This window comes from Microbulbifer variabilis ATCC 700307, assembly GCF_000380565.1.
GTDB classification, from domain to species: Bacteria; Pseudomonadota; Gammaproteobacteria; order Pseudomonadales; family Cellvibrionaceae; genus Microbulbifer; species Microbulbifer variabilis.
The window spans coordinates 15,333-36,811 of the sequence record NZ_AQYJ01000020.1; the positions used below are offsets into that span (position 1 = coordinate 15,333).

A 21,479-nucleotide genomic window follows, 5' to 3' on the forward strand; every position below is an offset into this window, starting at 1 on the left:
ATGCGACTTAAGTCAGGGCCACTGGTCTTCCAGTGCCGGGCCTATCGGCTGAGCCTCCTCTACGGGGGCGCCGCCAGGGCCCGATTCAAAAGATTGGTTGCGGGGGAGCTCGACGGGCTCTTCTTCGTACCCCCGATCAACACCAAATTCTTCCGCATCATCACCACGCAACTGTTCCTGCATTTGGCGACGACGCTGCTCACGCAGCTGCTGCTCGCTGGGATCTACACCCCAGCCGGGAGTCATTTGCTCCCGCGGTGCCGCCTCTGAGCGCCCATTGCCAAACAGGTTGCGAAACCAGCGCCAACGATCACGCCCGCGACATTCCGGTGCCGGCTGCAGGCGCGTCTCGTAGGAGAAAGGAATTTCATATCCGCCACGACAGTAGTCCGGGTCCATATATTCGCCGCGTGCATTCACCGACTTGACCTCCACCCCCCGCGGCGGCTCCACAGGCCCATGCTCATGGGGCAGCCTGCGCATGATCTCTGTCCAAATTGGCAGTGCACCGGTAGACCCCGTCAGGCGAGTGCGCTCATTGTCATCGCGCCCGAGCCAAACCACTGCAGTAATCTCCGGAGAGAAACCGGCAAACCAGCTGTCGCGGTTATTGTTGGTAGTTCCGGTTTTACCTGCAAATGCCACACTGCTAGGTAAACGCTTGGCAGACCTGCGTCCGGTACCCTCACGCATAGCCTGCTCCAGACCCCAGCGGAGCAGGTAGGCCGGTACCGCATCAACTCCGCGATGGGCACGGCGGCGGAAGTTCTGGACACGCCCGCCACCGGCATCGGAGACTGCCAGCAAAGTGCGCGGCTCCACAGTTTCGCCACCGTTGGCAATAGTCTGATACATGCCAGCCACTTCAAATGGTGTCATTTCAACGGCACCCAGTAACATCGCCGGCACCTTCGGCAGGCTGGTTTCCACTCCCAGACGGCGAATGGTCTGACGCACATTCTGCAGCCCCAGATCCAGCCCCAGGTGCGCTGTGGCAAGGTTGTAGGATTTTGCAAGCGCTACGTAAAGAGGTACCTGGCCGTGGGCTAGCTTGTCGAAATTCTGCGGCATCCACACATCGCCGTCCGCCTCTTCGATGCGCACAGGCGCATCGTCAATAAGCGTCGCCAGATTGTATTCTTCTGGGCGCTCAAGGGCAGTGAGGAAGACTGCGGGCTTGATCAGCGAGCCCACTTGCCGGCGGGCCTCAAGCGCGCGGTTAAAGCCCGGATAATCCGGATCGCGGTCTCCCACCATCGCCAGCACGTTACCGCTGCGGTTGTCCATCAGCACGGTGGCGGCCTGTAAAGTATTGACCTTAATTCCCCGGTCCTTTTCCAGCTGTAGGACCCCATTACTGATAGCCTCTTCGGCCAGCTTCTGTACCGAAGGCGACAAGCTGGTATAGATCCTCAAGCCCGCAGTCCGCAGCTCTTCATAGGAATAGTAGGGGCGCAATTCCGCCAATAACCGCTCTGTGAAAGCAGGGTAAGGGTTTTGCGCAGTCACTCCACCTTTCACCACCCCCAAGGGTTTGGCCGCATAGAGTTCGAACTCAGCCTGGGAAATTAACCCCTGCTCCAGCATTAGTTCCAATACAGTGTTACGACGCTCGAGTGCACGCTCGGGGTGTCGCCAGGGATTGTAGTAAGAAGCGCCCTTGGCCAAACCCACCAGTAATGCCACCTGATGCGGTTCCAGGGTGTCCAGTGGCTGCTGGAAGTAAAATTCAGAGGCCAGCCCGAAACCATAGATGCCTCGGGCGCCCTGCTGTCCGAGCCAAACCTCGTTGATGTATTCCTGCAGGATGTAGCCTTTGTCGTAGTGGATCTCCATCAAAACTGCCATCAGCGCTTCATTAATTTTTCGCTGCAGGCTCGGCTTGTGATCAAAAAATATATTTTTTACCAGCTGCTGAGTGATGGTGGAACCACCTTGTACCAGACGCCCGGCCTTCACGTTGGCAACCATGGCACGAGCAATACCCCGAGGGGATATTCCAAAGTGGTTGAGGAAATCCTGGTCCTCCACAGCAATCAGAGTATTGGCCACCAGCGGCGGGATATCGCTAAATCTCACAGGGTTGCGATCATCACCACCTCCGAGCAAGGAGCCAATATTGGCCGCATCCAGGCGGAATTCCGCGATGCGCTGCCCATCGCTATCGCGCAGATTGCTAATCTCATCGTTGCGCAGGCGGAAAGAAACCACTGCCGCCGGCTCTCGGCCATTGGAGTGAATAAAATCGCGACGCCAAACAGAGTAATCCATGCCATTTTGGGACCAGGAACCGGGCTCGCTGAGGGTTTCCTGCTTGCGGTAATTAAGTGCTGCAAACTCGGAGGCTAATTCATCCGGATGCATCACCATCCCTTCGCGCAAAACCAGGGGACGAGCATAGACTCGCGCCGGCAGCTGGTACTGGCGGCTATCCAGACGCTCTCGCAGTTGTACATCCAGGTAGGCCATATAACCAGCAAGGGAGAGTGCTCCCACCAGAGCCAGCAGGAACAGGAATTTGAGCCAGCGGTATCGTCTCTTCGGTTGTGACGCTTTGCCGCGCCGGCGTTTGGTCGAGGCCATAAAAAGAGGTATCCAGCTGCCAGGTCAGTACATCAATTGACAGCGGGGCACGACAGCCCAGTCACTATCTTTGGCAGGGTACCAGCTGGTGGCAGCTCCACTGGTATCTTGCCTCCGGCACCCGGACCGGTGCCTTTGGGGAACATCCCTGAACCACCTGACTCCCACGCCAGAATAAATACTGGCCGGTCGTAAATCGAAGTGCTACGACTTGTTCGTGGATTGACCACAAGTACGCCCTATTAGTTCATATTGAGGCTTAACGCGCCTTTATAAACAATGCCTCGCTGAAGTCAAACCTACCGCCTTGCACTTGCTGTAATCACAGCCATAATGCGGCGGAAATCTAGACAAATACCCCGAAAAGGATAGATATGAGGCAATACGATCTCTACGGCATTGGCGCCGCCCTGCTGGATACGGAAATTGAAGTATCCGACACGGACTTGTCAGCCCTCGGTGTTGAAAAGGGAATCATGACTCTGGTCGACGATGCCAGGCAGCAGCAGCTTGTAGATGACCTGCAGGATCACTTGGTCACAGCCAAGCGTGCCTGCGGTGGCTCTGGCGCCAACACTGTAATTGCTGCCAGCTATTTCGGACTGAACACTTTTTACTCCTGTAAAGTTGCTGCAGATGATAATGGCGATTTTTATCGCAATAATCTCAGTGCCGCAGGCGTCGACTATCCTGCCAGCCTGCAGGAAGCCGATGGGGGTACCACAGGCAAGTGCCTGGTACTGATTACCCCGGATGCTGAACGCAGTATGAATACCTACCTGGGTATTAGCGAGAAGTTGTCTGTGGCCGAACTGGACAATGAAGCTCTGGCATCCTCCCAATGGGCTTATATCGAAGGCTACCTGGTCTCTTCCGAGACCGGCCGTAAAGCAGCGATCACCCTGCGCGAGCAGGCACAACAGGCTGGAGTGAAAACCGCCCTGAGCCTGTCTGATCCGGCAATGGTACAGTTCTTCGGCGAAGGCCTGCGGGAAATGATTGGTGGTGGCGTAGATATCCTATTCTGCAACCGCGATGAAGCCCTAGGCTTTACCGGAACCGATTCCCTGGATGCAGCCGCCGAAGCACTGCGTGACTATTGCCGCAGCTTCGCTATCACCCTCGGCGCCGATGGAGCACTCCTGTGGGATGGCACACAACTTAAACGCGTGGCCAGCCCCGAAGTCCATGCCATCGATACCAATGGCGCCGGGGATATGTTTGCAGGTGCTTTCCTGTACGGGATCAACCGGGAAATGGGGTTTGTAGAGGCGGGAGAACTGGCTTGTCGCGCCGCCGCGCAAGTGGTTAGCCAGTATGGTCCCCGCCTGCAGGCTGAACAGCACTCGGAACTGCTCGCAGCAGTTATTTAAAAGATTCGCTGTTTTATGGATGGTAATCGGTAAGCGGCCTTATGGCCGCCTCTCTATTTCAAAGGCCTTGGAAATCCCCTATTTCGGGCAGCCCGGTGGCAGCGGCAATACCAAAGCCCTGGGCGTAGTCCACCCCCATCTGACAAAGTCGCTCCATCAGTTCCGGGCTCTCCACATATTCGGCGATAGTACTGATACCCATACGCTTGGCCAGATGATCGATAGTGCTCACCATGGCACTATCAATTTCATCCTCAAGCATATTGCGCACAAAGCTTCCATCAATTTTGAGGTAGTCCACCGGCAGCTGGCGCAGGTAGGCCAGGGAGGAAACACCGCGACCAAAATCATCCAGGGCAAAACTGCAACCGGCTGCGCGCAGCTTGTGAATAAAGATTAACGCACGTTCCAAATTATTAATTGCGCTGGTTTCGGTAATCTCAAACTGCACTCTTGAAGGTGTGACTCCCGCATCGGCTAACTCCTGCAGTGCAAAATCGGCAAAAGTCTCGTCACCCAGGCTGATACCGGAGATATTAATTGCATAGCTGGTGCCGGCAATCCCGATATGTTGCTCCTGGGCCATATAGTGGAACACCTTGCGGATTACCCAGCGATCGACCTCCTCGATCAAACCGTAGCGCTCGGCTGCTGGCAGAAACAGGCCTGGAGAAATCACCCCCCCATCCCGGCCACGCATGCGCACCAGAATCTCAAAATGGTGTACCTTGCGCTCTCCCTGGAGTGCGACTACCGGCTGCCTATAGAGAATCAGGCGATCTTCACGCAGGGCCGCATGGATCTCTGCCACCCAAGTGGTTTCACGGCGTTTCTCCAGCGACTTGCGGGAGTCACCAAATAATTTAACCCGGTTACGCCCCTGCTCCCGCGCTGAACAGCACGCATCATTGGCAGTGGCAAGTAGCTGACTGGCATTGGGAGTAAAGCGGTCCACTCCCACCACACCAATGGAAATAGCCACCCGGTTGTCATTGCCCAACCAGTGGAATCTAAACTCCTGCACGGATTCTCGCAGGCGCGCAACTACCCGCCCCCCCTCTTCCAGGGTGCAATCTCTCAACAGGATGGCAAACTCATCGCTACCCACCCGAGCAAACAGATCGGAACTGGACAAACCCCGCTGCAACAGGGTAACCAACTGAACCAGCAGTTGGTCACCGGCGACAAAGCCGAGAGTGTCGTTGATCACCTTGAACTGGTATACATCCAGGTAAAGAAGTACGTGGTGCTGGCGTTTATCGACGCATTGAGACAGGAGTTTTTGCAGCTCGCTCTCAAAATACTGGCGGTTTGGCAGGCGAGTGAGTGTATCGTGACTGGTTTGCCAGCTTAGGCGGGTAGAAATACGTCGGGCAGCGGAGGTATCACGTAACACAAGTACATAGTGCTTCAATTCACCGGCATCCCAGAGCGCCATTACTTGTACTGTAACCTCTAAGGGCGGGCGACTATCTCCAGGTCGGTGGATACAAGCGCTGATTTCCTGGGTACTCGGCACTTCGTCAGCGGGAGAATCCGGTAGCAATGGCGGAAGCGGCACGCCTTTTTCATCCCAGAGTATCAATCCGTCATTCAACGACTGGCCTGGCAGCAACCCAACCAGATCCCCACTCATTTCACTGACTAGTGGATTGGCATAGAGTACTGTCCCGCTGGGGTCAGTAACTATCACTCCATCGGCAATCTCGCCCAGAGCAGCTTCCGCCGCTTGCAGACTCACCTGCTCGCTGGGATTGAAGCGCTCTTCCAATTGGGCAAGTGGCCCCAGATACCTGGCAGAGCCTGGATCAAACAGAGTCACAGCCATATTTCCAGAGCGGGCGAGGCAGTTTGGCAGGCAACTCTGTTGTTGCAGAGTTGTTCCTTCCACAAACTAAAGGAATATATCGACATCGTCGTCCAAGATCGCCGATTTTATTCAATTATTCAGCCTCCCAGCCGCACCATTCTTACATGGCGCCTAAATTGCACATTCAAAGATGAGTTAGCAAGAAGTTTTTAAGCTTCTCATCATCAAATATTTTTTGCAGGGTGGCACTCAACAACCCGTTAACCCGGGTTTGTACCTCTTCACGACTGGGCTTGACCAGGTTGCGATCCTTACCTGACGTACTGTAAGTCGCAAAATATGAGGCGGCTCCAGCAGTCACTTCCAGGTGGATTTCAGCTGAGGTATCGATAGTGGTTGTGTAGACAGTGTTGGGACTGTTGTAAGTGAGTTTTACCAGTTTTGCCACCACTTGTACTTCGGGGGCGGTATCTGTGATACGAAAAGACCAATTAGCAAAACCCTGGCGTAAACCCAAGGCAATCGCTTCTCCCGCATCATTGCCGATACTTACTTGAGAGGTCTCAGCATAAACCCCCCCCAAAGAACCCAGGCCACCGTTGGGCAATTCATTGATTCCGCGCACACTCAGGCTATGGCCGGCTCCCAAGGACTCGGAAGCAACTTGCACTTGTGGCTCCAACTGGATTTGCAACGGGCTATGGGCACAACCAGCTAAACACAGGGCCCCTATAAACAATAATAATTTTTTCATTATTTCCTCCCCTTACTTCAACAAAAAAACTAGTTCGGCTCAGCCATGGTGATGATGATGCTCTTTGTCTGCTTTATTCGGCCCGACAACCGGTACTTCAATCTCAAGACTGGAACCGTTGGTAAAGACCAGGCGCAGGGGCAGTAATTCCCCTTCTCGCAGTTGTAATCCATGGATCATCAGGTGCACTCCCCCCGGAGCCATCTGTAGCTTCTGGCCGGCGGCAATCGCCAATTGCTCTAGCGGACGCATTCGGCTGATGCCATCACTGCTCTCAGTGGTATGTAGGTCAACACCAATATCCTGCTTTCCCCGCAACTCCACAGCTTTGAGTAACAGCAAATGCTCTCCTGTATTGTGAAGTGACAAATAGGCTGCGCTCATTGGGGCACCTGGGGGCGTCTCACGCGCATAGCCCTCTACCTGTAAAGGCAGGGCTATTGCGTAAGCCCTGCTAACAAACAACAGAACACCGACAGCAATTATCCATACGGACAAAACTGGTTTTTTCACTGGACCCCTCCACTGGGTTTAACAAGAACTAGTCGCGCCGGGCTACCGACCTTTATGTCGCCCCGCACACGGTAACCAGGCACAGCTTCGCGCAACTGCTGGTAAATCCAACGCCCTTCAGCATCGTCCCTGGCAACAATAATGACGCGTAACTGCTCTTTGCGGATTCTTTGCGCAATCTTTTCCAACTGACTGGAGAGATGTTTAGACCTGGCATTCAACTCTGCAGCCGGAAGTCCGATACTCTCTCCCTCTGGCAGGTCTAATCGCGCCCGCCCCCTTTCCCGCAGCAAGTTCTCGCGAACCTCAGCTACCAGAGCATTGCCTGGCGCAAGCATCTCCGCGCGCTTGAGGAGGGTTTGCACCTCGCCAAACGCCCGCCGGCGCAGGGCCTCCCGGGCCTGCTCCACATAGGTAACGACAATGGTCTGTATGCCGGTTTGCGCCCCGCGATTTCCGGGATCTAGCTGCTGTACCCTCAAGTAATAGTCATAGGCGCTGGCGCCAGCCGGCTGGGTCAGATGCCCCTTGCGCAGGGCTTGTTCAGCACGCTTTAGGAAGAAATTCACATTGCCCCGCCTTACTGCCTCCGCTGAGGGTCCGGCTTTTTTGGGCGCTGGGGTGGGTGGAGCGGGAACTGGCTGATTGGAACTGCAGGCCCCCAGCACCAGGATCATGAACAGGCAGCCACTAAGGCTGTGAAGGCGTTCAAATGACGGCAAAGCAATCCCCCGCTGTTGTTTTTTTGTACCACTGGCATCGCTATACTGCTGGCGCAACTGAACCCCTGTCCGGTGCAGCAGTCAGAACTATGCGCCCGACTATAATGAATTTTTTCATCTATGGCTGTGATGACCAAAAGTTTCAGAAATAATTTCCTCGCCCTGCTGGCGATCCTGCTGTTTGTGTCTGGTGCCAAAGCCCTGGCTCAGAGCCCAGACAACCCTTTTGCGAGTCTAAGCAATTCGCAGGACAACACCTTCCTGCCAGTAGATGAAGCCTACAGGCAAGACCTGCTTCTCAACGGCAGTCAGCTCAGTGCCATCTTTGAAATAGCCCCCGAATACTACCTTTACCGTGACAAACTTGCCCTCTATCAAATCGCTGGTGGACAAAAGACCCAGCTGCCCCTGGATCTGCCAAATGGAGAAGTGATCTGGGACGATTATTTCGAGAAAGAGACAGAAGTCTACCGCGGTCAGCTGGAGTTCCCTATTGCCCTTAAAAGCACGGCTGGTACTGCGCAACTGGAGTTGCACTACCAGGGCTGCGCTGATGCAGGGCTGTGTTACCCCCCCCAGACCCGCCACTACACCGTAAACACCTCGGACGGCAGTATTGAGGCGGCGAAAGGCGGCTTCTCCAATGTCGCCAATCCGACGGCCGGCGCCCCACCCCAGGGAGCCAATGCTGGCAGCAGCTCGATCACCCTACCTCTGGCCTTGCTGTTCGCTTTCGCCGGCGGATTGCTGCTGAACCTAATGCCCTGTGTTTTTCCGGTGCTTTCGATCAAGCTACTGGCCGTGAGCCAGGCGGCTCAGAATGACAGCCAGCGTCACCATCATGGCTGGGCATACACCGCGGGAGTAGTCCTGAGCTTCGTTGCTATCGCCGCAGTGATGCTGGCGCTGCGCGCCGGTGGTGAGGCGATCGGCTGGGGGTTCCAGCTTCAGTCCCCATGGCTGGTGGCAGGACTGGCCTACCTCTTCTTTATCATGGGGTTGAGCCTGTCTGGAGTCACTGAGTTTGGCGCCGGCCTGATGGGTATCGGCAGCAACCTGAATAACAGCCAGGGTCTACGCGGCTCCGTTACTTCTGGAGCCCTGGCCACTCTGGTGGCAAGTCCCTGTACGGCACCATTGATGGGCTCTGCGCTGGGATTTGCAGTAACCCAACCGGCCATCGTTGCCCTGAGTGTTTTTGCCTCCCTGGGCGCTGGTATGGCGTTCCCCTTCCTTTTGCTGACCTATATTCCCGGTCTAGTCAAAAAACTACCTCAACCGGGCCCCTGGATGGATAGACTCAAGCAGCTGCTGGCATTTCCCATGTACCTGACTGCGGTATGGCTCTTGTGGGTGCTGGGCCGTCAGACTGGTGGAGATGGAGTAACCCTGATTCTCACAGGTACGGTTGCCATCGCATTTGCCCTCTGGCTCTGGCCGCGCCCCCAGTGGCATTGGCTACGCGGTACAGTAGCAATTGCCGCGCTCGCTTTCGCAGTAATGCTGTTACCGCGTCTCAGCACAACACCCCTGGCCCAACAGCAAACCAGTGACTACTGGCAACCCTATTCGGCAGAAAGGCTGGAAACCGCACGAGGAGAGGGTCGCGCTGTATTAGCCAATATGACCGCGGCCTGGTGTATTACCTGCCTCGCCAACGAAAAGGTGGTGCTATCAAGCGATGCAGTTAGCAAAGCTATTGAGGAGCTCGGGGTCGTGGCGCTGAAGGGGGACTGGACCAACCAGGATCCGCATATCAGTGCCCTTTTGACAAAATACGGACGTACCAGTGTACCCCTGTACTTGCTCTATCCTGCCGGCGGGGGTGACGCCAAAATCCTGCCTCAGATCCTCTCCCGTGAGGAGTTGCTCATGGAGCTCGAGGCCGCTGCAGAGGGCGGGCTAAGCACATCATCTATCCCATAGAGGAAACTTCCGCCTTTGTAGCCATTCGCTGGGGTAAAAAGGCCACAACCTGGATATTTTGCGCTAATTTTTAGCCCAATATCGCCGAACTGCCGCTAACTTCGATAAACTGCTCAACAGGCATGGACAGGGAGTCACTTTTGCGGCACACTCGCCTAATGCACTCGGGCAAATAGGCCAAAATTCGAGTTTGCCCGCAAGATAGCCAACTTTAGACCACATTTCGTGGCTTTTCGGCAACAATTCTCAAGGCAGATTATGGCTAGACTCCTACTCTTGCACGGCCCCAACCTCAACCTGCTCGGCATTCGTGAGCCGCACATCTATGGTGCCAGCACCCTCGCGGAAATTGATGAAGCAGCTGAGCGCCAGTGCGAGGATGCCGGGCACGAGCTGGAGACCATGCAAAGCAATAGCGAATCTGCCCTGATCGACCGCATTCATTTGGCGTCTTCCACTGGCGTTGATTTCATAGTGATCAACCCTGCGGCGTTTACCCACACCAGTGTCGCTCTGCGAGATGCCCTAGCCGCCGTTGCCATACCGTTTATCGAATTACACCTGTCCAATCCCCACGCAAGGGAAAAATTCAGGCACCACTCTTACTTATCCGACATAGCCCGCGGTGTGGTGTGCGGCTTCGGCCCACACAGCTACACGCTGGCAATACAGGCAGCCATACACCAACTGGGAATGGCGCCTCGAAACCAATGAATCAAACCTGCGAGTGAATGAACTATGGATATCCGCAAAATTAAAAAACTAATTGAACTGCTCGAGGAATCGGATATCGGCGAGCTGGAGATCAAGGAAGGCGAAGAATCTGTGCGCATAAGTCGAGGAGTGAGCGGTGCGAACCAGCAGGTCATGCCGATGTACAGCGCCCCTGCCGTACCGGCTCCTGCACCGGCAGCCCCCGCTCCAAGCGCAGCAACTGCGCCAGCTGAAAAGGAGTCCAAGCCCGCTGTTAGCGGTCATGCGGTGAAATCCCCCATGGTAGGCACCTATTATGCGGCACCCAGCCCCGGTGCTGAGCCTTTCGTGAAAGTCGGCCAGCAAGTGAAAATCGGCGATGTGGTTTGCATCGTTGAGGCGATGAAGATGATGAACCAGATCGAAGCTGACAAAGCCGGTACTATCGAATCCATACTGCTGGAAGATGGCCAACCGGTAGAGTTTGACCAGCCGCTCGTGACCATCGTCTGAGCGGGGTAGGCACAATGTTCGACAAGATCCTGATCGCCAACCGCGGCGAAATTGCCCTGCGGGTTTTGCGCGCCTGTAAAGAGATGGGCATCGCCACTGTGGCGGTGCACTCCCTGGTGGACCGCAACTTGAAGCATGTGCGCCTAGCAGATGAATCTGTCTGTATAGGCCCCAACCCATCCCCGCAGAGCTACCTGAATATACCAGCCCTAATTTCCGCCATGGAAATTACCGATGCGGTGGCCGTGCACCCAGGTTACGGCTTCCTGGCCGAAAACGCCGACTTCGCCGAGCAGGTGCAGAAGAGCGGTTTTACCTTTATCGGCCCGGATCCAGATGTTATTCGCCTGATGGGCGATAAAGTATCCGCAATTGCCGCAATGAAAAAAGCGGGGGTCCCCACGGTGCCCGGCTCTGATGGTCCGCTACCAGACAACAGCGAGCGCTGCCTCGAGATCGCACAGAATATCGGTTACCCCGTCATCATTAAGGCTGCTGCGGGCGGCGGTGGTCGCGGCATGCGTGTGGTAGAGAGCCCGGATAATCTGGTCAATGCCATTGCTGTCACCAAATCCGAAGCTCAGGCTGCTTTTGGCGACGGCACTGTATATATGGAGAAATTCCTGCAAAATCCGCGTCATGTGGAAATTCAGGTAATGTCCGACGGCCAGGGGAATGCCATACATCTGGGTGACCGGGATTGCTCACTGCAGCGCCGCCATCAAAAGGTTTTGGAGGAAGCTCCAGCCCCTGGCATCCCCGATGCCGTACGCAAACAGGTGCTGGATTCCTGTGTGCAGGCTTGTATCGATATCGGCTATCGCGGTGCTGGCACCTTCGAGTTTCTCTACGAGAACGAACGTTTCTACTTTATTGAAATGAACACCCGTATCCAGGTGGAGCATCCAGTCACCGAAATGGTTACTGGCATCGACTTGATCAAAGAACAGATTCGCGTCTGCGCCGGAGAGAAACTCTCCCTGAAGCAGGAAGATATAGTAATTCGCGGCCATGCCTTCGAATGCCGAATCAACGCAGAGGACCCACAAACCTTCTTCCCTAGCCCCGGTAAAGTGAATAATTTCCATATGCCCGGCGGCCTCGGCGTACGTGTGGATTCTCACCTTTACTCTGGTTATTCGGTGCCGCCCAATTACGACTCGATGATCGCCAAGGTAATCACCTACGCGGAGGATCGGGATACCGCTCTCGCGCGCATGCGAGTAGCTCTCTCCGAGTTGGTCATTGATGGCATTAAAACCAATATCCCACTGCAGGAAGAATTGGTTCGGGATGAGGCCTTTGCCAAAGGCGGGGTCAATATTCATTATCTGGAGAAAAAGCTGGGACTCTAACCCTCGCCAGCAGGGATAAAGTCGGAGAGAATTGCGTCAGACGACGAACCCAAGCGCCATGGACGGCGATCCGTCGCAGGGATCGGGTGGACTTACCACCCACCACAGCAGTTACTCATTACGGAACCTCTATGCCCTGGCTACAACTCCGTGTCGATACCAATCGCGCACAAGCGGAAAAAATTGAAAACGCACTGCTATTTGCCGGTGCCGTCTCCGTCACCCTGCAGGACAACGCAGACCAGCCTATTCTTGAACCTGGCCTGGGCGAAGTACCCTTATGGGACCAGACCCGTGTTACCGGTCTGTTCGACGCCGAAATCGACACTACCGTCACCGAAGCCAAGGCAGCCTCTTATCTATGCGAGCTGCTTCCCAACGTTCGCTGGGAGCAACTGGAAGATAAGGACTGGGAGCGGGAGTGGATGACGCACTACAAGCCGATTCAGTGCGGCGACAACTTATGGATTTGCCCCAGTTGGTGTGAGCCACCCCACCCCGAGTCGGTTAATCTGCTACTCGACCCCGGCCTCGCCTTCGGCACTGGCACCCACCCCACCACTTACCTCTGCTTACAATGGTTGGCTCAGGAGCCTTTACAGGGCAAAAGCATTATCGACTTTGGCTGCGGTTCCGGCATCCTTGGCATCGGCACCTTGCTGCTGGGTGCTGAGCGGGCAATGGGCACAGATATTGACCCCCAGGCCCTGATCGCAAGCCGCGATAACGCCAAACGCAACGGTATCGATCCGCAGCGTTTTCCTGTGTACTTACCCGAGCAAATGCCACAGGAAAACGTGGATGTAATGCTGGCAAATATCCTCGCAGGTCCTCTTGTAGAACTCGCCGCCGAGCTGATCAAATTAACCAGAGTCGGCGGGCGCATCTGTCTTTCCGGCATTCTTATATCCCAAGCAGAGCAAGTAAAAGCCGCCTATACACAAAACGTCGAATTTGATGAAGACGGAGTGCATGAAGGCTGGGTGCGCTTGAGTGGAACCCGTATCTGTTAAATAGGCTAACCACCACTACGCGGGGGCCGAGCAGGCTGATAAACTTGACTGCAAAATAAACTACGCCATAGTCGAATGTCTCAACTGGTAACCCGCTGTCCCCACTGCAGCACCTCTTTCCACATCAATGACCAGCAATTGCGCGCCGCCCGCGGCGCAGTGCGTTGCGGCTCCTGCCTGCAGGTTTTTCGCGCTGACGAAAACATCGTCTTTAATGACGAGAACACCAATACCCGCAACGACCTAGAAGCTCTGCTGGAAGATGACGACTTCTTAATCCACGACGATATCGAACTGGATGACGATGAGCCGTCCCCGCCCGAGGAGCAGGAGACCACTCCAGCAGGAAAGGCAGACAAGAGTCCCCAAGCGATAGAAGCAGATAATGCCCAAAACGCTGATAGGAAGCCGAACTCCGATTCACTGATCGGTGACGCCTTCGGCGACAATGAGTGGCAGGAACTGCAGGACGAGACTGCTCATGAGGAGCCCGAAGAGGATCTAGAGTCCTTCCTCAAGCCGGATTGGGATGATGTCTCCGATTTCGATCACCGCTCGGTAAGTAATAACGACAATAATTCCAATATATCTTCGTACAACGATCATTTCAGGGACCGCGACCCGTGGGACCACCCCCTCGAATCTCAAGCAGAGAGGGCGGATACATTCGATCCTGGACCAACAACAATTCCTGATGACTCCGTACAAGAAAACCCGGTTACCCAAAACAGTGCCCCAGATGGACGTCGTGAACCTTTTTTTGCTTCCGGTGAGGAGCTCGATGCGGACACAGAAATAGAGCCCGAGCGGGAACAATTGATATCCGCTATCCAGCCCGCCCCCCTGGAGATGTCCTGGGGAGTGACACCACAAAAGAAAGTTATGCCATCTTGGGTCTGGTGGGTGCTACTACCGCTGCTGACCACCACATTGCTGGCCCAGATTGCCTACTTCAAGTTTGACACCCTCAGCAAAAAACAACCCTGGCGCAATATCTATGCTTCCGCATGTCCACTGCTCGGTTGCAAGCTGCCCCAGCTCCGAGACCTTAACGCCATCCAAGCCACCAACCTGATGGTGCGCAGCCATCCTCAGTTGGAAGGCGCACTGATAGTGGATGCAGTACTGGTCAATACCGCTGATTACGGTCAGCCTTTCCCTAACTTGCTATTGAATTTCAGTGACCTCAAAAATCGTAATGTCGCAAGCCGCCGATTTTCTCCCCTGGAATATTTGCAGGGGGAGCTGGCCGGTCGCAGGTTGATGCCTCAGGACAGCCCTGTACACATTGCTATTGAGGTGGTAGATCCAGGCGCTGAAGCAGTAAATTATGAGATGAAAATCACTCCGTAAAAAATAATTGTGCGCCAACAAAAGAGGTTAACTGGCACAAAAAGCCACATAAATTGCACACTCTGCAGGCTAAACGGATAGAGTTCGATCAAATTGCCCGCTTTTTCGCTTTGCCATTATCGGGCCAGCCGCTATCATAGGCGGCTCTTTTGCCGGGGCCCGAGATGTCCTTCTTACAGCCCAAATGGAGCTACCGTGTCTACTGCCATTGGCCCCTATATTATCGACAACCCGGTAATTCTGGCGCCCATGGCCGGTGTCACCGACCGCCCTTTCCGCCAGCTGTGCCGAAAACTCGGCGCTGGTTTGGTGGTATCGGAAATGGTGACCTCGGACACACGCTTATGGAACAGTCGCAAGTCTCGCTTGCGCCTGGACCACGGTGGAGAAACGGCACCGATATCGGTACAGATCGCCGGTGGTGACCCCGAAATGATGGCGGAAGCCGCACGGGAGAACGTGCGTCGCGGCGCACAGATTATCGATATCAATATGGGCTGCCCGGCAAAAAAGGTGTGTAAAAAAGCAGCGGGCTCCGCCCTACTGCGGGATGAAAAGCTGGTTGCAGATATTCTTGAAGCTGTAATCCAGTCTGTTTCCGTCCCAGTGACCCTTAAGATCCGCACCGGCTGGTGTCCGGATTCCCGCAATGGCGTCACTGTAGCCAAGATGGCCGAGGATTCCGGGATTGCCGCTCTAGCGGTACACGGTCGTACTCGTGCCTGTGGCTACCACGGACGGGCTGAATTCGATACCATTGCCGAAATTGTATCCAGGGTGAAGATCCCGGTTTTTGCCAATGGCGACATCACCAGTGCCGAGAGAGCCCAAGAAGTGCTCGATTACACTGGCGCATCAGCGGTCATGATTGGCCGTGCAGCACAGGGACGACCATGGATTTTTCGGGAAATAGCCCACTATCTCGCCACTGGCGAGCGGCTACCCGGACCGACATTGGATGAAGTCAGGAATATTTTGCTCGCCCATTTGGGCGAACTACACCGATTCTACGGTGAGGTGATGGGGGTCCGTATCGCCCGCAAACATGTGGGCTGGTACTTGAAGACGCTCGCGGATAGCGAGTCCTTCCGCAAGACCTTTTTCCAAATAGAGAGTGCAGAAGTACAACATGCCAGCGTTCACGAGTGGTTTGAACGCCGAATAACGAGAGGGGCACAAGCGGCATGAATAACGAAGTATTGATTCCGGATACTGGCAATGAAGAAGTATCCTCCAGGGGGCAGACTCAACTGGCACAGCCACAGCAGCAGTCCCTGCGCGATGCCGTCGAGCACGCAATGGAGAACTACTTCCGCCACCTGGATGGCCAGATGGTAACCGATGTCTACGACATGGTGCTGTCGGAGATCGAAGCGCCCATGCTCGAAGTGGTGATGAAATACACCCGCCACAACCAGACCCGCGCCGCGCAATTACTGGGTCTCAACCGTGGCACCCTGCGCAAGAAGCTGAAGCGCTACGGCCTGCTGTAAGCTTCCCACCGAGCGAAATATTGAAGGGGGATGAGGTAACTCATCCCCCTTCGCTATTTTCCCGGCAGCGTTTTTGTTGCCACAGTGGACAACCGCTAAAACCCTTTAAACATCCTTTTCGAAAACCAGTTGGATCAAGTGCAATGACAGACAAGGTTTCCATCCGCCGCGCTCTAATTAGTGTCTCTGACAAGAGTGGCATTGTAGAGTTCGCTCAACAGCTCTCCGCAATGGGGGTTGAGATTCTTTCCACCGGCGGAACCCACCGCCAGCTCAAGGAAGCGGGTATTCCCGTGGTAGAAGTTTCCGACTACACCGGTTTCCCTGAAATGATGGACGGCCGTGTCAAAACTCTGCACCCGAAAGTACACGGCGGCATTCTGGGGCGCCGTGGTACCGATGATGCCATCATGGGCGAGCACGGTATCACCCCGATCGATATGGTGGTGGTTAACCTCTACCCCTTCGCTCAAACCGTTGCCAAGCCCGACTGTTCCCTCGAAGACGCTATCGAGAATATCGATATCGGCGGCCCCACCATGGTTCGCGCTGCCGCCAAGAACCACAAAGATGTCACTATCGTGGTCAATGCCAGCGATTACGGCCACATCATCGAAGAAATGAAAGCTAACGATGGCACCTTGAGCCACGCCAGCCGCTTTGACCTGGCGGTAAAAGCCTTTGAGCACACGGCGGGCTATGACGGCGCTATTGCCAATTACCTGGGCGCCATTAAAGGCGAAGAAAAGCAGTTGTTCCCGCGTACCTACAACAGCCAATTCATCAAGAAGCTGGACCTGCGCTACGGTGAGAACCCGCACCAGAAATCCGCTTTCTATACCGAAGCCAACCCAGCTGAGGCCAGTATTTCCACTGCCACCCAGCTGCAGGGCAAAGAGCTGTCCTACAACAATATCGCCGATACCGATGCCGCGCTGGAGTGCGTGAAGTCCTTCGAACACCCCGCTTGCGTGATCGTCAAACACGCCAATCCCTGCGGTGTGGCGATTGCTGAAGATATTCACAAGGCCTACGACCTGGCTTTCGCTACCGACAGCGAATCCGCCTTTGGCGGTATCATCGCCTTCAACCGGGAACTCGATGGCGCCACTGCCCGCGCGATCGTCGAGCGACAGTTTGTTGAAGTCATTATCGCACCGTCAGTCTCCGAAGAGGCCAAACAGGCCATTGCCGAGAAGAAGAACCTGCGCCTGCTGGTATGCGGCCAGTGGAGCAGCGAGCGCACCCCGGCACTGGACTACAAGCGCGTTAATGGCGGCCTGCTGGTTCAGGACCGCGACGACGGCCTGATCACCGCTGCCGACCTGAAAGTAGTCTCCAAGCGCCAGCCCACTGAAGAAGAAATCCGCGATCTGCTGTTTACCTGGAAAGTGGCCAAGTTCGTAAAATCCAATGCCATCGTATACGGCAAGGACGGTCGCACCGTGGGTGTGGGCGCGGGCCAGATGAGCCGCGTAAACTCCGCACGCATCGCCGCGATCAAGGCCGAGCACGCCGGTCTCGCCGTTGCAGGGTCCGTTATGGCTTCCGATGCCTTCTTCCCCTTCCGCGACGGCATCGATAATGCTGCCGCTGTGGGAATCCAGGCGGTCATCCAGCCCGGCGGTTCCATGCGCGATGAAGAAGTGATCGCCGCAGCGGATGAGCACAATATGGCCATGGTATTTACCGGTATGCGCCACTTCCGCCACTAAGATTGTGCGCCCGCAAATGCTTACTGTTGCGGGCTATGATCAACGGGCTGGGAAGTATCGATACTTACCAGCCTGCACAAATCATTTGAATCCAAGGGCGAGACTCAGGCCCCAGAATCAATTCCACGTTAAACTAGCACACCTATAACCTGTGCAATGGACCGGATCGGTCGACTTAGGGGGGATTTAAGAATGAACGTATTGGTTATCGGATCAGGTGGCCGCGAGCACGCCCTGGCGTGGAAAGCAGCGCAAAACCCAAATGTCGGTACCGTCTATGTTGCCCCGGGCAACGCCGGCACTGCCCGCGAACCCAAGCTGGAAAATATCGCAATCGGTGTGGATAACTTCGCCGCCCTGGCAGATTTCGCCGAGGAAAACGGCGTAGAACTAACGATTGTCGGCCCGGAAGCGCCGCTGGTAGAGGGTGTTGTCGATTTCTTTAATGCCCGTGGCCTCGCCATTTTTGGCCCCAGTAAAGGCGCTTCCCAACTGGAGGGCTCCAAAGCCTTTACCAAGGACTTTCTCGAGCGCCACAAAATCCCCACCGCTGCCTACCGCAATTTCACCGAAGTGGAGCCGGCGGTTGCCTACATTCGCGAGCGCGGCGCGCCCATCGTAGTTAAAGCCGACGGCTTGGCTGCGGGCAAGGGTGTGATCGTTGCCGAAACCGAAGAGCAGGCTGAGCTCGCTGTACGCGATATGCTGTCTGGAAACGCCTTTGGTGAAGCCGGCTGCCGCGTGGTTATCGAGGAGTTCCTCCAGGGTGAGGAAGCGAGCTTTATCGTGATGGTGGACGGAGAAAATATCCTGCCGATGGCCACCAGCCAGGATCACAAGCGCGTTGGCGATGGCGATACCGGCCCCAATACGGGCGGTATGGGTGCCTACTCCCCGGCACCGGTAGTGACCGACACCATTTACCAGCGCATTATGCAAGAAGTAATCGAACCCACTGTTAAAGGTCTTGCTTCTGAGGGTACGCCTTACACCGGTTTCCTTTACGCCGGCCTGATGATCGATAGCGACGGTACTCCGAAGGTCATCGAGTACAACTGCCGCTTTGGCGATCCGGAAACCCAGCCAATTATGATTCGCCTGAAGTCGGACCTAGTCGACCTGTGCATGGCCGCTCTGGACAATAAATTGGATACCGTCACTGCTGAGTGGGACCCCCGCCCTGCCCTGGGTGTGGTCCTTGCCGCGCACGGATATCCCGGCAGCTACCGCAAAGGCGATGCCATCAGCGGCCTGGACAAAGCAGACAGTGACAACGCCAAGGTCTTCCACGCCGGTACCGCACTGGATGGTGAGCGCGTAGTCACCAATGGTGGCCGGGTGCTGTGCGCGACAGCATTGGGAGATACTGTCGCCGAAGCCCAGGAAAATGCCTATGAATCAGCTCGGACTATCTACTGGGACGGCGTGTTCTTCCGGAAAGATATCGGCTACCGCGCTGTCGAAAGAGAAGAAGCCACTGTTAGTGACAAGCAGTAAAAGCCACTCACGGCGACTGCCTCAGCAGTTGCCGTAATAGAGGAGCAGTAGAATATGAGTGAACGCAACCTGAGCGGCCTGGACCGCCTGCTCATTCAGGCTGATAGGGCGCTGCGCACCTTGAGCCCGGGAGAACCCTGTCATACACGCCCCTCCCCAGCCAAAGAAGAGCCCGAGGCCGAGTTCAGCGATACCGAGCGCCGTCACTCTGTCGGCCTGATGCGTGTCAACCACAGCGGTGAAGTATGTGCCCAAGCCCTGTACCAAGGGCAGGCCCTCACGGCGAAGCTACCTGAGGTACGAGGTGAGATGGAACGCGCTGCCGATGAGGAGATTGATCACTTGGCCTGGTGTGAGCAGCGGCTGAGGGAGCTGGACAGTCGTCCCAGTTTACTTAACCCCCTCTGGTACGGACTGTCTTTTGGCTTGGGTGCCGCCGCTGGCAAAGTTAGCGACCGCATTAGCCTCGGGTTTGTCGCCGCAACAGAAGAACGGGTTTGCAAACACTTGCGAAATCATTTGCAGCAACTCCCACCCCAGGACAAAAAAAGTCGTGCGGTTGTGGAACAAATGCTGATTGATGAGGATGAGCACGCCCATGCAGCCCTGGCAGCGGGGGGCAAACGATTCCCGGCTCCGGTTAAGGGCGCAATGTCACTGGTAGCCAAAGTAATGACTTCAGCCAGTTACAAAATCTAATGGGCATTCACTGGGTACTAGTAAAAACCCAGTGAATTCACCGGCTGGATATTGAGTGGCAGCAGTCACCAGCCTGCCATGCCCAGACCGATTAAAAACACCCCTTATTCCTCTTCAACTCGATAGCTATGTACTATTTCCACACCCGCGCTTCGCAGCATAATAGAAGCTGAGCAATATTTTTCCGCAGACAGCTCCACCGCGCGCGCTACATGGGATTCTTTTAAACCGCGGCCACGCACCACAAATTCCATTTCGATCCGCTCAAATGGCGACGGTGTCGTATCCGGGCGTACTCCATTGAGCTCACAATGACAGGAAATAATGTTCTGGCGGGCTTTTTGTAATATAGAAACCACATCGTAAGCGGCGCAACCACCAACACCGAGCAGAATCATTTCCATGGGGCGAACGCCGTTGTTTGTGCGTCCACCTTCCATGACTATCGAATTACCGCTGCCAGCCTCGCCGACAAAGGTTAAATCGTTAACCCAGGTTACCTTGCCCTGCATCGCCATACTCCCACAAAAATTCCAGTCGCGAAGCTTAGCATACCGTACAAGTTTATCCCGACGACTTACTATTTCCGGTATAGTGTTAGCCACGCCTCCGCGCGGAATGTATTTCAGTGCAATTTCAAAGCTCGTCGGTGAACGTCCGATCGGCTCTGGAGTCCAATCCCACCGGCGCCAGGGTGTCACAGGTCACAATGCGGAACTTTGCTGTGGCCTGCCTCTGTTGGGGACTCTTTTTTCGCGCGATAATTCAATAGTGCTCAGCTGCTAAAGCCGGGATAGGGCACGAGACAAAAAATGAGGAATAAATCCGTGACGGTTGCTATCGAAGACCCCATGACTATCGGCAATATTGAAGACTTTCTGGCCCACTGCCACCGGCGTCGCTACCCGGCCAAAAGTACGATTATCTATGCAGGCGACCGCTGTGAATCCCTTTATTTCATTATGCGCGGTTCTGTTACTGTTCTGATTGAGGACGATGAAGGCCGTGAAATGATCGTCGCCTATCTGAATGATGGAGACTTTTTCGGAGAAATGGGCCTGTTCGATCAGGATACCCGCAGTGCTTGGGTCCGCACCAAGACTGAATGTGAGGTAGCAGAAATCTCCTATACCAAGTTTCAGGAGCTCACCCGCCAACACCCAGAATTCCTTTTCGCACTGGCAACTCAAATGGCCGGCCGCTTGCGCAACACCACACGCAAAGTGGGCGATTTGGCCTTCCTAGACGTCACTGGACGTGTCGCACGCACCCTATTGGATCTGTGCAATGAACCGGATGCGATGACTCACCCAGAGGGGATGCAAATTAAAATTACTCGCCAGGAAATCGGCCGGATTGTAGGCTGTTCCCGCGAAATGGTTGGGCGTGTACTAAAAACCCTGGAAGAGCAAGGTTTAGTATCCGTAAAAGGAAAAACCATGGTGGTTTACGGCACACGTTAATCTT

Annotated in this window: 19 protein-coding genes; 13 read left to right on the forward strand and 6 right to left on the reverse strand. The window is 55.1% G+C overall.

Annotated elements, in window-relative coordinates; genetic code table 11:
- Positions 1 to 12: 12 nt before the first annotated feature.
- On the reverse strand, positions 13 to 2,583 hold the full coding sequence (gene mrcB, locus G367_RS0102340) for a penicillin-binding protein 1B (protein WP_020411482.1): 2,571 nt from the start codon (positions 2,581 to 2,583) through the stop codon (positions 13 to 15).
- A 374-nt stretch (positions 2,584 to 2,957) separates the two neighbouring features.
- On the opposite strand from mrcB, the gene G367_RS0102345 reads away from it, so the two are divergent.
- The gene (locus G367_RS0102345) at positions 2,958 to 3,956 is read left to right on the forward strand and encodes an adenosine kinase (RefSeq protein WP_020411483.1); all 999 of its coding nucleotides are present in this window, start codon (positions 2,958 to 2,960) and stop codon (positions 3,954 to 3,956) included.
- Between the two features lie 58 nt (positions 3,957 to 4,014).
- Here the strand turns inward: G367_RS0102345 and G367_RS0102350 are convergent, their stop codons facing one another.
- The 4 genes from G367_RS0102350 to G367_RS0102365 form a co-directional block, all read right to left on the reverse strand.
- Positions 4,015 to 5,784 carry an EAL domain-containing protein gene (locus G367_RS0102350; protein ID WP_020411484.1) on the reverse strand — a complete coding sequence of 590 codons (1,770 nt, stop codon included), beginning with the start codon at positions 5,782 to 5,784 and terminating at the stop codon, positions 4,015 to 4,017.
- 166 nt (positions 5,785 to 5,950) lie between these two features.
- A complete protein-coding gene (locus tag G367_RS0102355; RefSeq protein ID WP_020411485.1) occupies positions 5,951 to 6,520 on the reverse strand; it encodes a YajG family lipoprotein in 570 nt (189 codons plus the stop codon).
- A gap of 39 nt (positions 6,521 to 6,559) precedes the next feature.
- On the reverse strand, positions 6,560 to 7,033 hold the full coding sequence (locus G367_RS0102360; RefSeq protein ID WP_020411486.1) for a copper chaperone PCu(A)C: 474 nt from the start codon (positions 7,031 to 7,033) through the stop codon (positions 6,560 to 6,562).
- Entirely contained in the window at positions 7,030 to 7,812 is a 783-nt protein-coding gene (locus G367_RS0102365) for a hypothetical protein (protein ID WP_020411487.1), read from the reverse strand. Before G367_RS0102365 ends, G367_RS0102360 begins: the two co-directional genes overlap by 4 nt.
- A gap of 72 nt (positions 7,813 to 7,884) precedes the next feature.
- Between G367_RS0102365 and G367_RS0102370 the strand changes: the two genes are divergently transcribed.
- The 11 genes from G367_RS0102370 (at position 7,885) to coq7 (ending at position 20,012) form a co-directional block, all read left to right on the forward strand.
- Complete coding sequence (locus G367_RS0102370; protein ID WP_245556644.1) at positions 7,885 to 9,681, forward strand: protein-disulfide reductase DsbD family protein; 1,797 nt, start codon at positions 7,885 to 7,887, stop codon at positions 9,679 to 9,681.
- Positions 9,682 to 9,939: 258 nt separating this feature from the next.
- Positions 9,940 to 10,395, forward strand: coding sequence for a type II 3-dehydroquinate dehydratase (aroQ, locus tag G367_RS0102375; protein WP_020411489.1), 456 nt, complete (start codon positions 9,940 to 9,942; stop codon positions 10,393 to 10,395).
- 24 nt (positions 10,396 to 10,419) lie between these two features.
- Positions 10,420 to 10,887: an acetyl-CoA carboxylase biotin carboxyl carrier protein gene (accB, locus tag G367_RS0102380; RefSeq protein ID WP_020411490.1), complete on the forward strand. Its 468-nt coding sequence runs from the start codon at positions 10,420 to 10,422 to the stop codon at positions 10,885 to 10,887.
- Between the two features lie 14 nt (positions 10,888 to 10,901).
- Positions 10,902 to 12,242 (forward strand): acetyl-CoA carboxylase biotin carboxylase subunit, encoded by a 1,341-nt coding sequence (gene accC / locus G367_RS0102385; protein ID WP_020411491.1) that lies wholly within the window; start codon positions 10,902 to 10,904, stop codon positions 12,240 to 12,242.
- A gap of 131 nt (positions 12,243 to 12,373) precedes the next feature.
- A complete protein-coding gene (prmA, locus tag G367_RS0102390) occupies positions 12,374 to 13,255 on the forward strand; it encodes a 50S ribosomal protein L11 methyltransferase (RefSeq protein ID WP_020411492.1) in 882 nt (293 codons plus the stop codon).
- A 75-nt stretch (positions 13,256 to 13,330) separates the two neighbouring features.
- The gene (locus G367_RS0102395) at positions 13,331 to 14,608 is read left to right on the forward strand and encodes a DUF3426 domain-containing protein (protein WP_020411493.1); all 1,278 of its coding nucleotides are present in this window, start codon (positions 13,331 to 13,333) and stop codon (positions 14,606 to 14,608) included.
- A 195-nt stretch (positions 14,609 to 14,803) separates the two neighbouring features.
- Positions 14,804 to 15,796: a tRNA dihydrouridine synthase DusB gene (gene dusB, locus G367_RS0102400; RefSeq protein ID WP_020411494.1), complete on the forward strand. Its 993-nt coding sequence runs from the start codon at positions 14,804 to 14,806 to the stop codon at positions 15,794 to 15,796.
- Positions 15,793 to 16,101, forward strand: a complete 309-nt coding sequence (fis, locus tag G367_RS0102405; RefSeq protein ID WP_020411495.1) for a DNA-binding transcriptional regulator Fis — start codon at positions 15,793 to 15,795, stop codon at positions 16,099 to 16,101. Before dusB ends, fis begins: the two co-directional genes overlap by 4 nt.
- 143 nt (positions 16,102 to 16,244) lie before the next feature.
- Entirely contained in the window at positions 16,245 to 17,816 is a 1,572-nt protein-coding gene (gene purH, locus G367_RS0102410) for a bifunctional phosphoribosylaminoimidazolecarboxamide formyltransferase/IMP cyclohydrolase (protein ID WP_020411496.1), read from the forward strand.
- Between the two features lie 192 nt (positions 17,817 to 18,008).
- Complete coding sequence (purD, locus tag G367_RS0102415; RefSeq protein ID WP_020411497.1) at positions 18,009 to 19,313, forward strand: phosphoribosylamine--glycine ligase; 1,305 nt, start codon at positions 18,009 to 18,011, stop codon at positions 19,311 to 19,313.
- Positions 19,314 to 19,367: 54 nt separating this feature from the next.
- Positions 19,368 to 20,012, forward strand: a complete 645-nt coding sequence (gene coq7 / locus G367_RS0102420) for a 2-polyprenyl-3-methyl-6-methoxy-1,4-benzoquinone monooxygenase (protein WP_020411498.1) — start codon at positions 19,368 to 19,370, stop codon at positions 20,010 to 20,012.
- 104 nt (positions 20,013 to 20,116) lie between these two features.
- On the opposite strand, the gene G367_RS0102425 is transcribed toward coq7, so the two are convergent.
- The gene (locus tag G367_RS0102425) at positions 20,117 to 20,524 is read right to left on the reverse strand and encodes an OsmC family protein (RefSeq protein WP_020411499.1); all 408 of its coding nucleotides are present in this window, start codon (positions 20,522 to 20,524) and stop codon (positions 20,117 to 20,119) included.
- Between the two features lie 300 nt (positions 20,525 to 20,824).
- Here G367_RS0102425 and crp point away from each other — a divergent pair, with 300 nt between their 5' ends.
- Positions 20,825 to 21,475: a cAMP-activated global transcriptional regulator CRP gene (gene crp, locus G367_RS0102430; RefSeq protein WP_051089460.1), complete on the forward strand. Its 651-nt coding sequence runs from the start codon at positions 20,825 to 20,827 to the stop codon at positions 21,473 to 21,475.
- The last annotated feature ends 4 nt before the right edge of the window (positions 21,476 to 21,479 follow it).

Excerpts from the sequence above, each read along its gene's own strand:
- mrcB (WP_020411482.1), bottom strand. The coding sequence starts at position 2,583 with ATGGCCTCGACCAAACGCCGGCGCGGCAAAGCGTCACAACCGAAGAGA.
- G367_RS0102345 (WP_020411483.1), top strand. The coding sequence starts at position 2,958 with ATGAGGCAATACGATCTCTACGGCATTGGCGCCGCCCTGCTGGATACG.
- G367_RS0102350 (WP_020411484.1), bottom strand. The coding sequence starts at position 5,784 with ATGGCTGTGACTCTGTTTGATCCAGGCTCTGCCAGGTATCTGGGGCCA.
- G367_RS0102355 (WP_020411485.1), bottom strand. The coding sequence starts at position 6,520 with ATGAAAAAATTATTATTGTTTATAGGGGCCCTGTGTTTAGCTGGTTGT.
- G367_RS0102370 (WP_245556644.1), top strand. The coding sequence starts at position 7,885 with ATGACCAAAAGTTTCAGAAATAATTTCCTCGCCCTGCTGGCGATCCTG.
- aroQ (WP_020411489.1), top strand. The coding sequence starts at position 9,940 with ATGGCTAGACTCCTACTCTTGCACGGCCCCAACCTCAACCTGCTCGGC.
- accB (WP_020411490.1), top strand. The coding sequence starts at position 10,420 with ATGGATATCCGCAAAATTAAAAAACTAATTGAACTGCTCGAGGAATCG.
- accC (WP_020411491.1), top strand. The coding sequence starts at position 10,902 with ATGTTCGACAAGATCCTGATCGCCAACCGCGGCGAAATTGCCCTGCGG.
- prmA (WP_020411492.1), top strand. The coding sequence starts at position 12,374 with ATGCCCTGGCTACAACTCCGTGTCGATACCAATCGCGCACAAGCGGAA.
- G367_RS0102395 (WP_020411493.1), top strand. The coding sequence starts at position 13,331 with ATGTCTCAACTGGTAACCCGCTGTCCCCACTGCAGCACCTCTTTCCAC.
- fis (WP_020411495.1), top strand. The coding sequence starts at position 15,793 with ATGAATAACGAAGTATTGATTCCGGATACTGGCAATGAAGAAGTATCC.
- purH (WP_020411496.1), top strand. The coding sequence starts at position 16,245 with ATGACAGACAAGGTTTCCATCCGCCGCGCTCTAATTAGTGTCTCTGAC.
- purD (WP_020411497.1), top strand. The coding sequence starts at position 18,009 with ATGAACGTATTGGTTATCGGATCAGGTGGCCGCGAGCACGCCCTGGCG.
- coq7 (WP_020411498.1), top strand. The coding sequence starts at position 19,368 with ATGAGTGAACGCAACCTGAGCGGCCTGGACCGCCTGCTCATTCAGGCT.
- G367_RS0102425 (WP_020411499.1), bottom strand. The coding sequence starts at position 20,524 with ATGCAGGGCAAGGTAACCTGGGTTAACGATTTAACCTTTGTCGGCGAG.
- crp (WP_051089460.1), top strand. The coding sequence starts at position 20,825 with ATGAGGAATAAATCCGTGACGGTTGCTATCGAAGACCCCATGACTATC.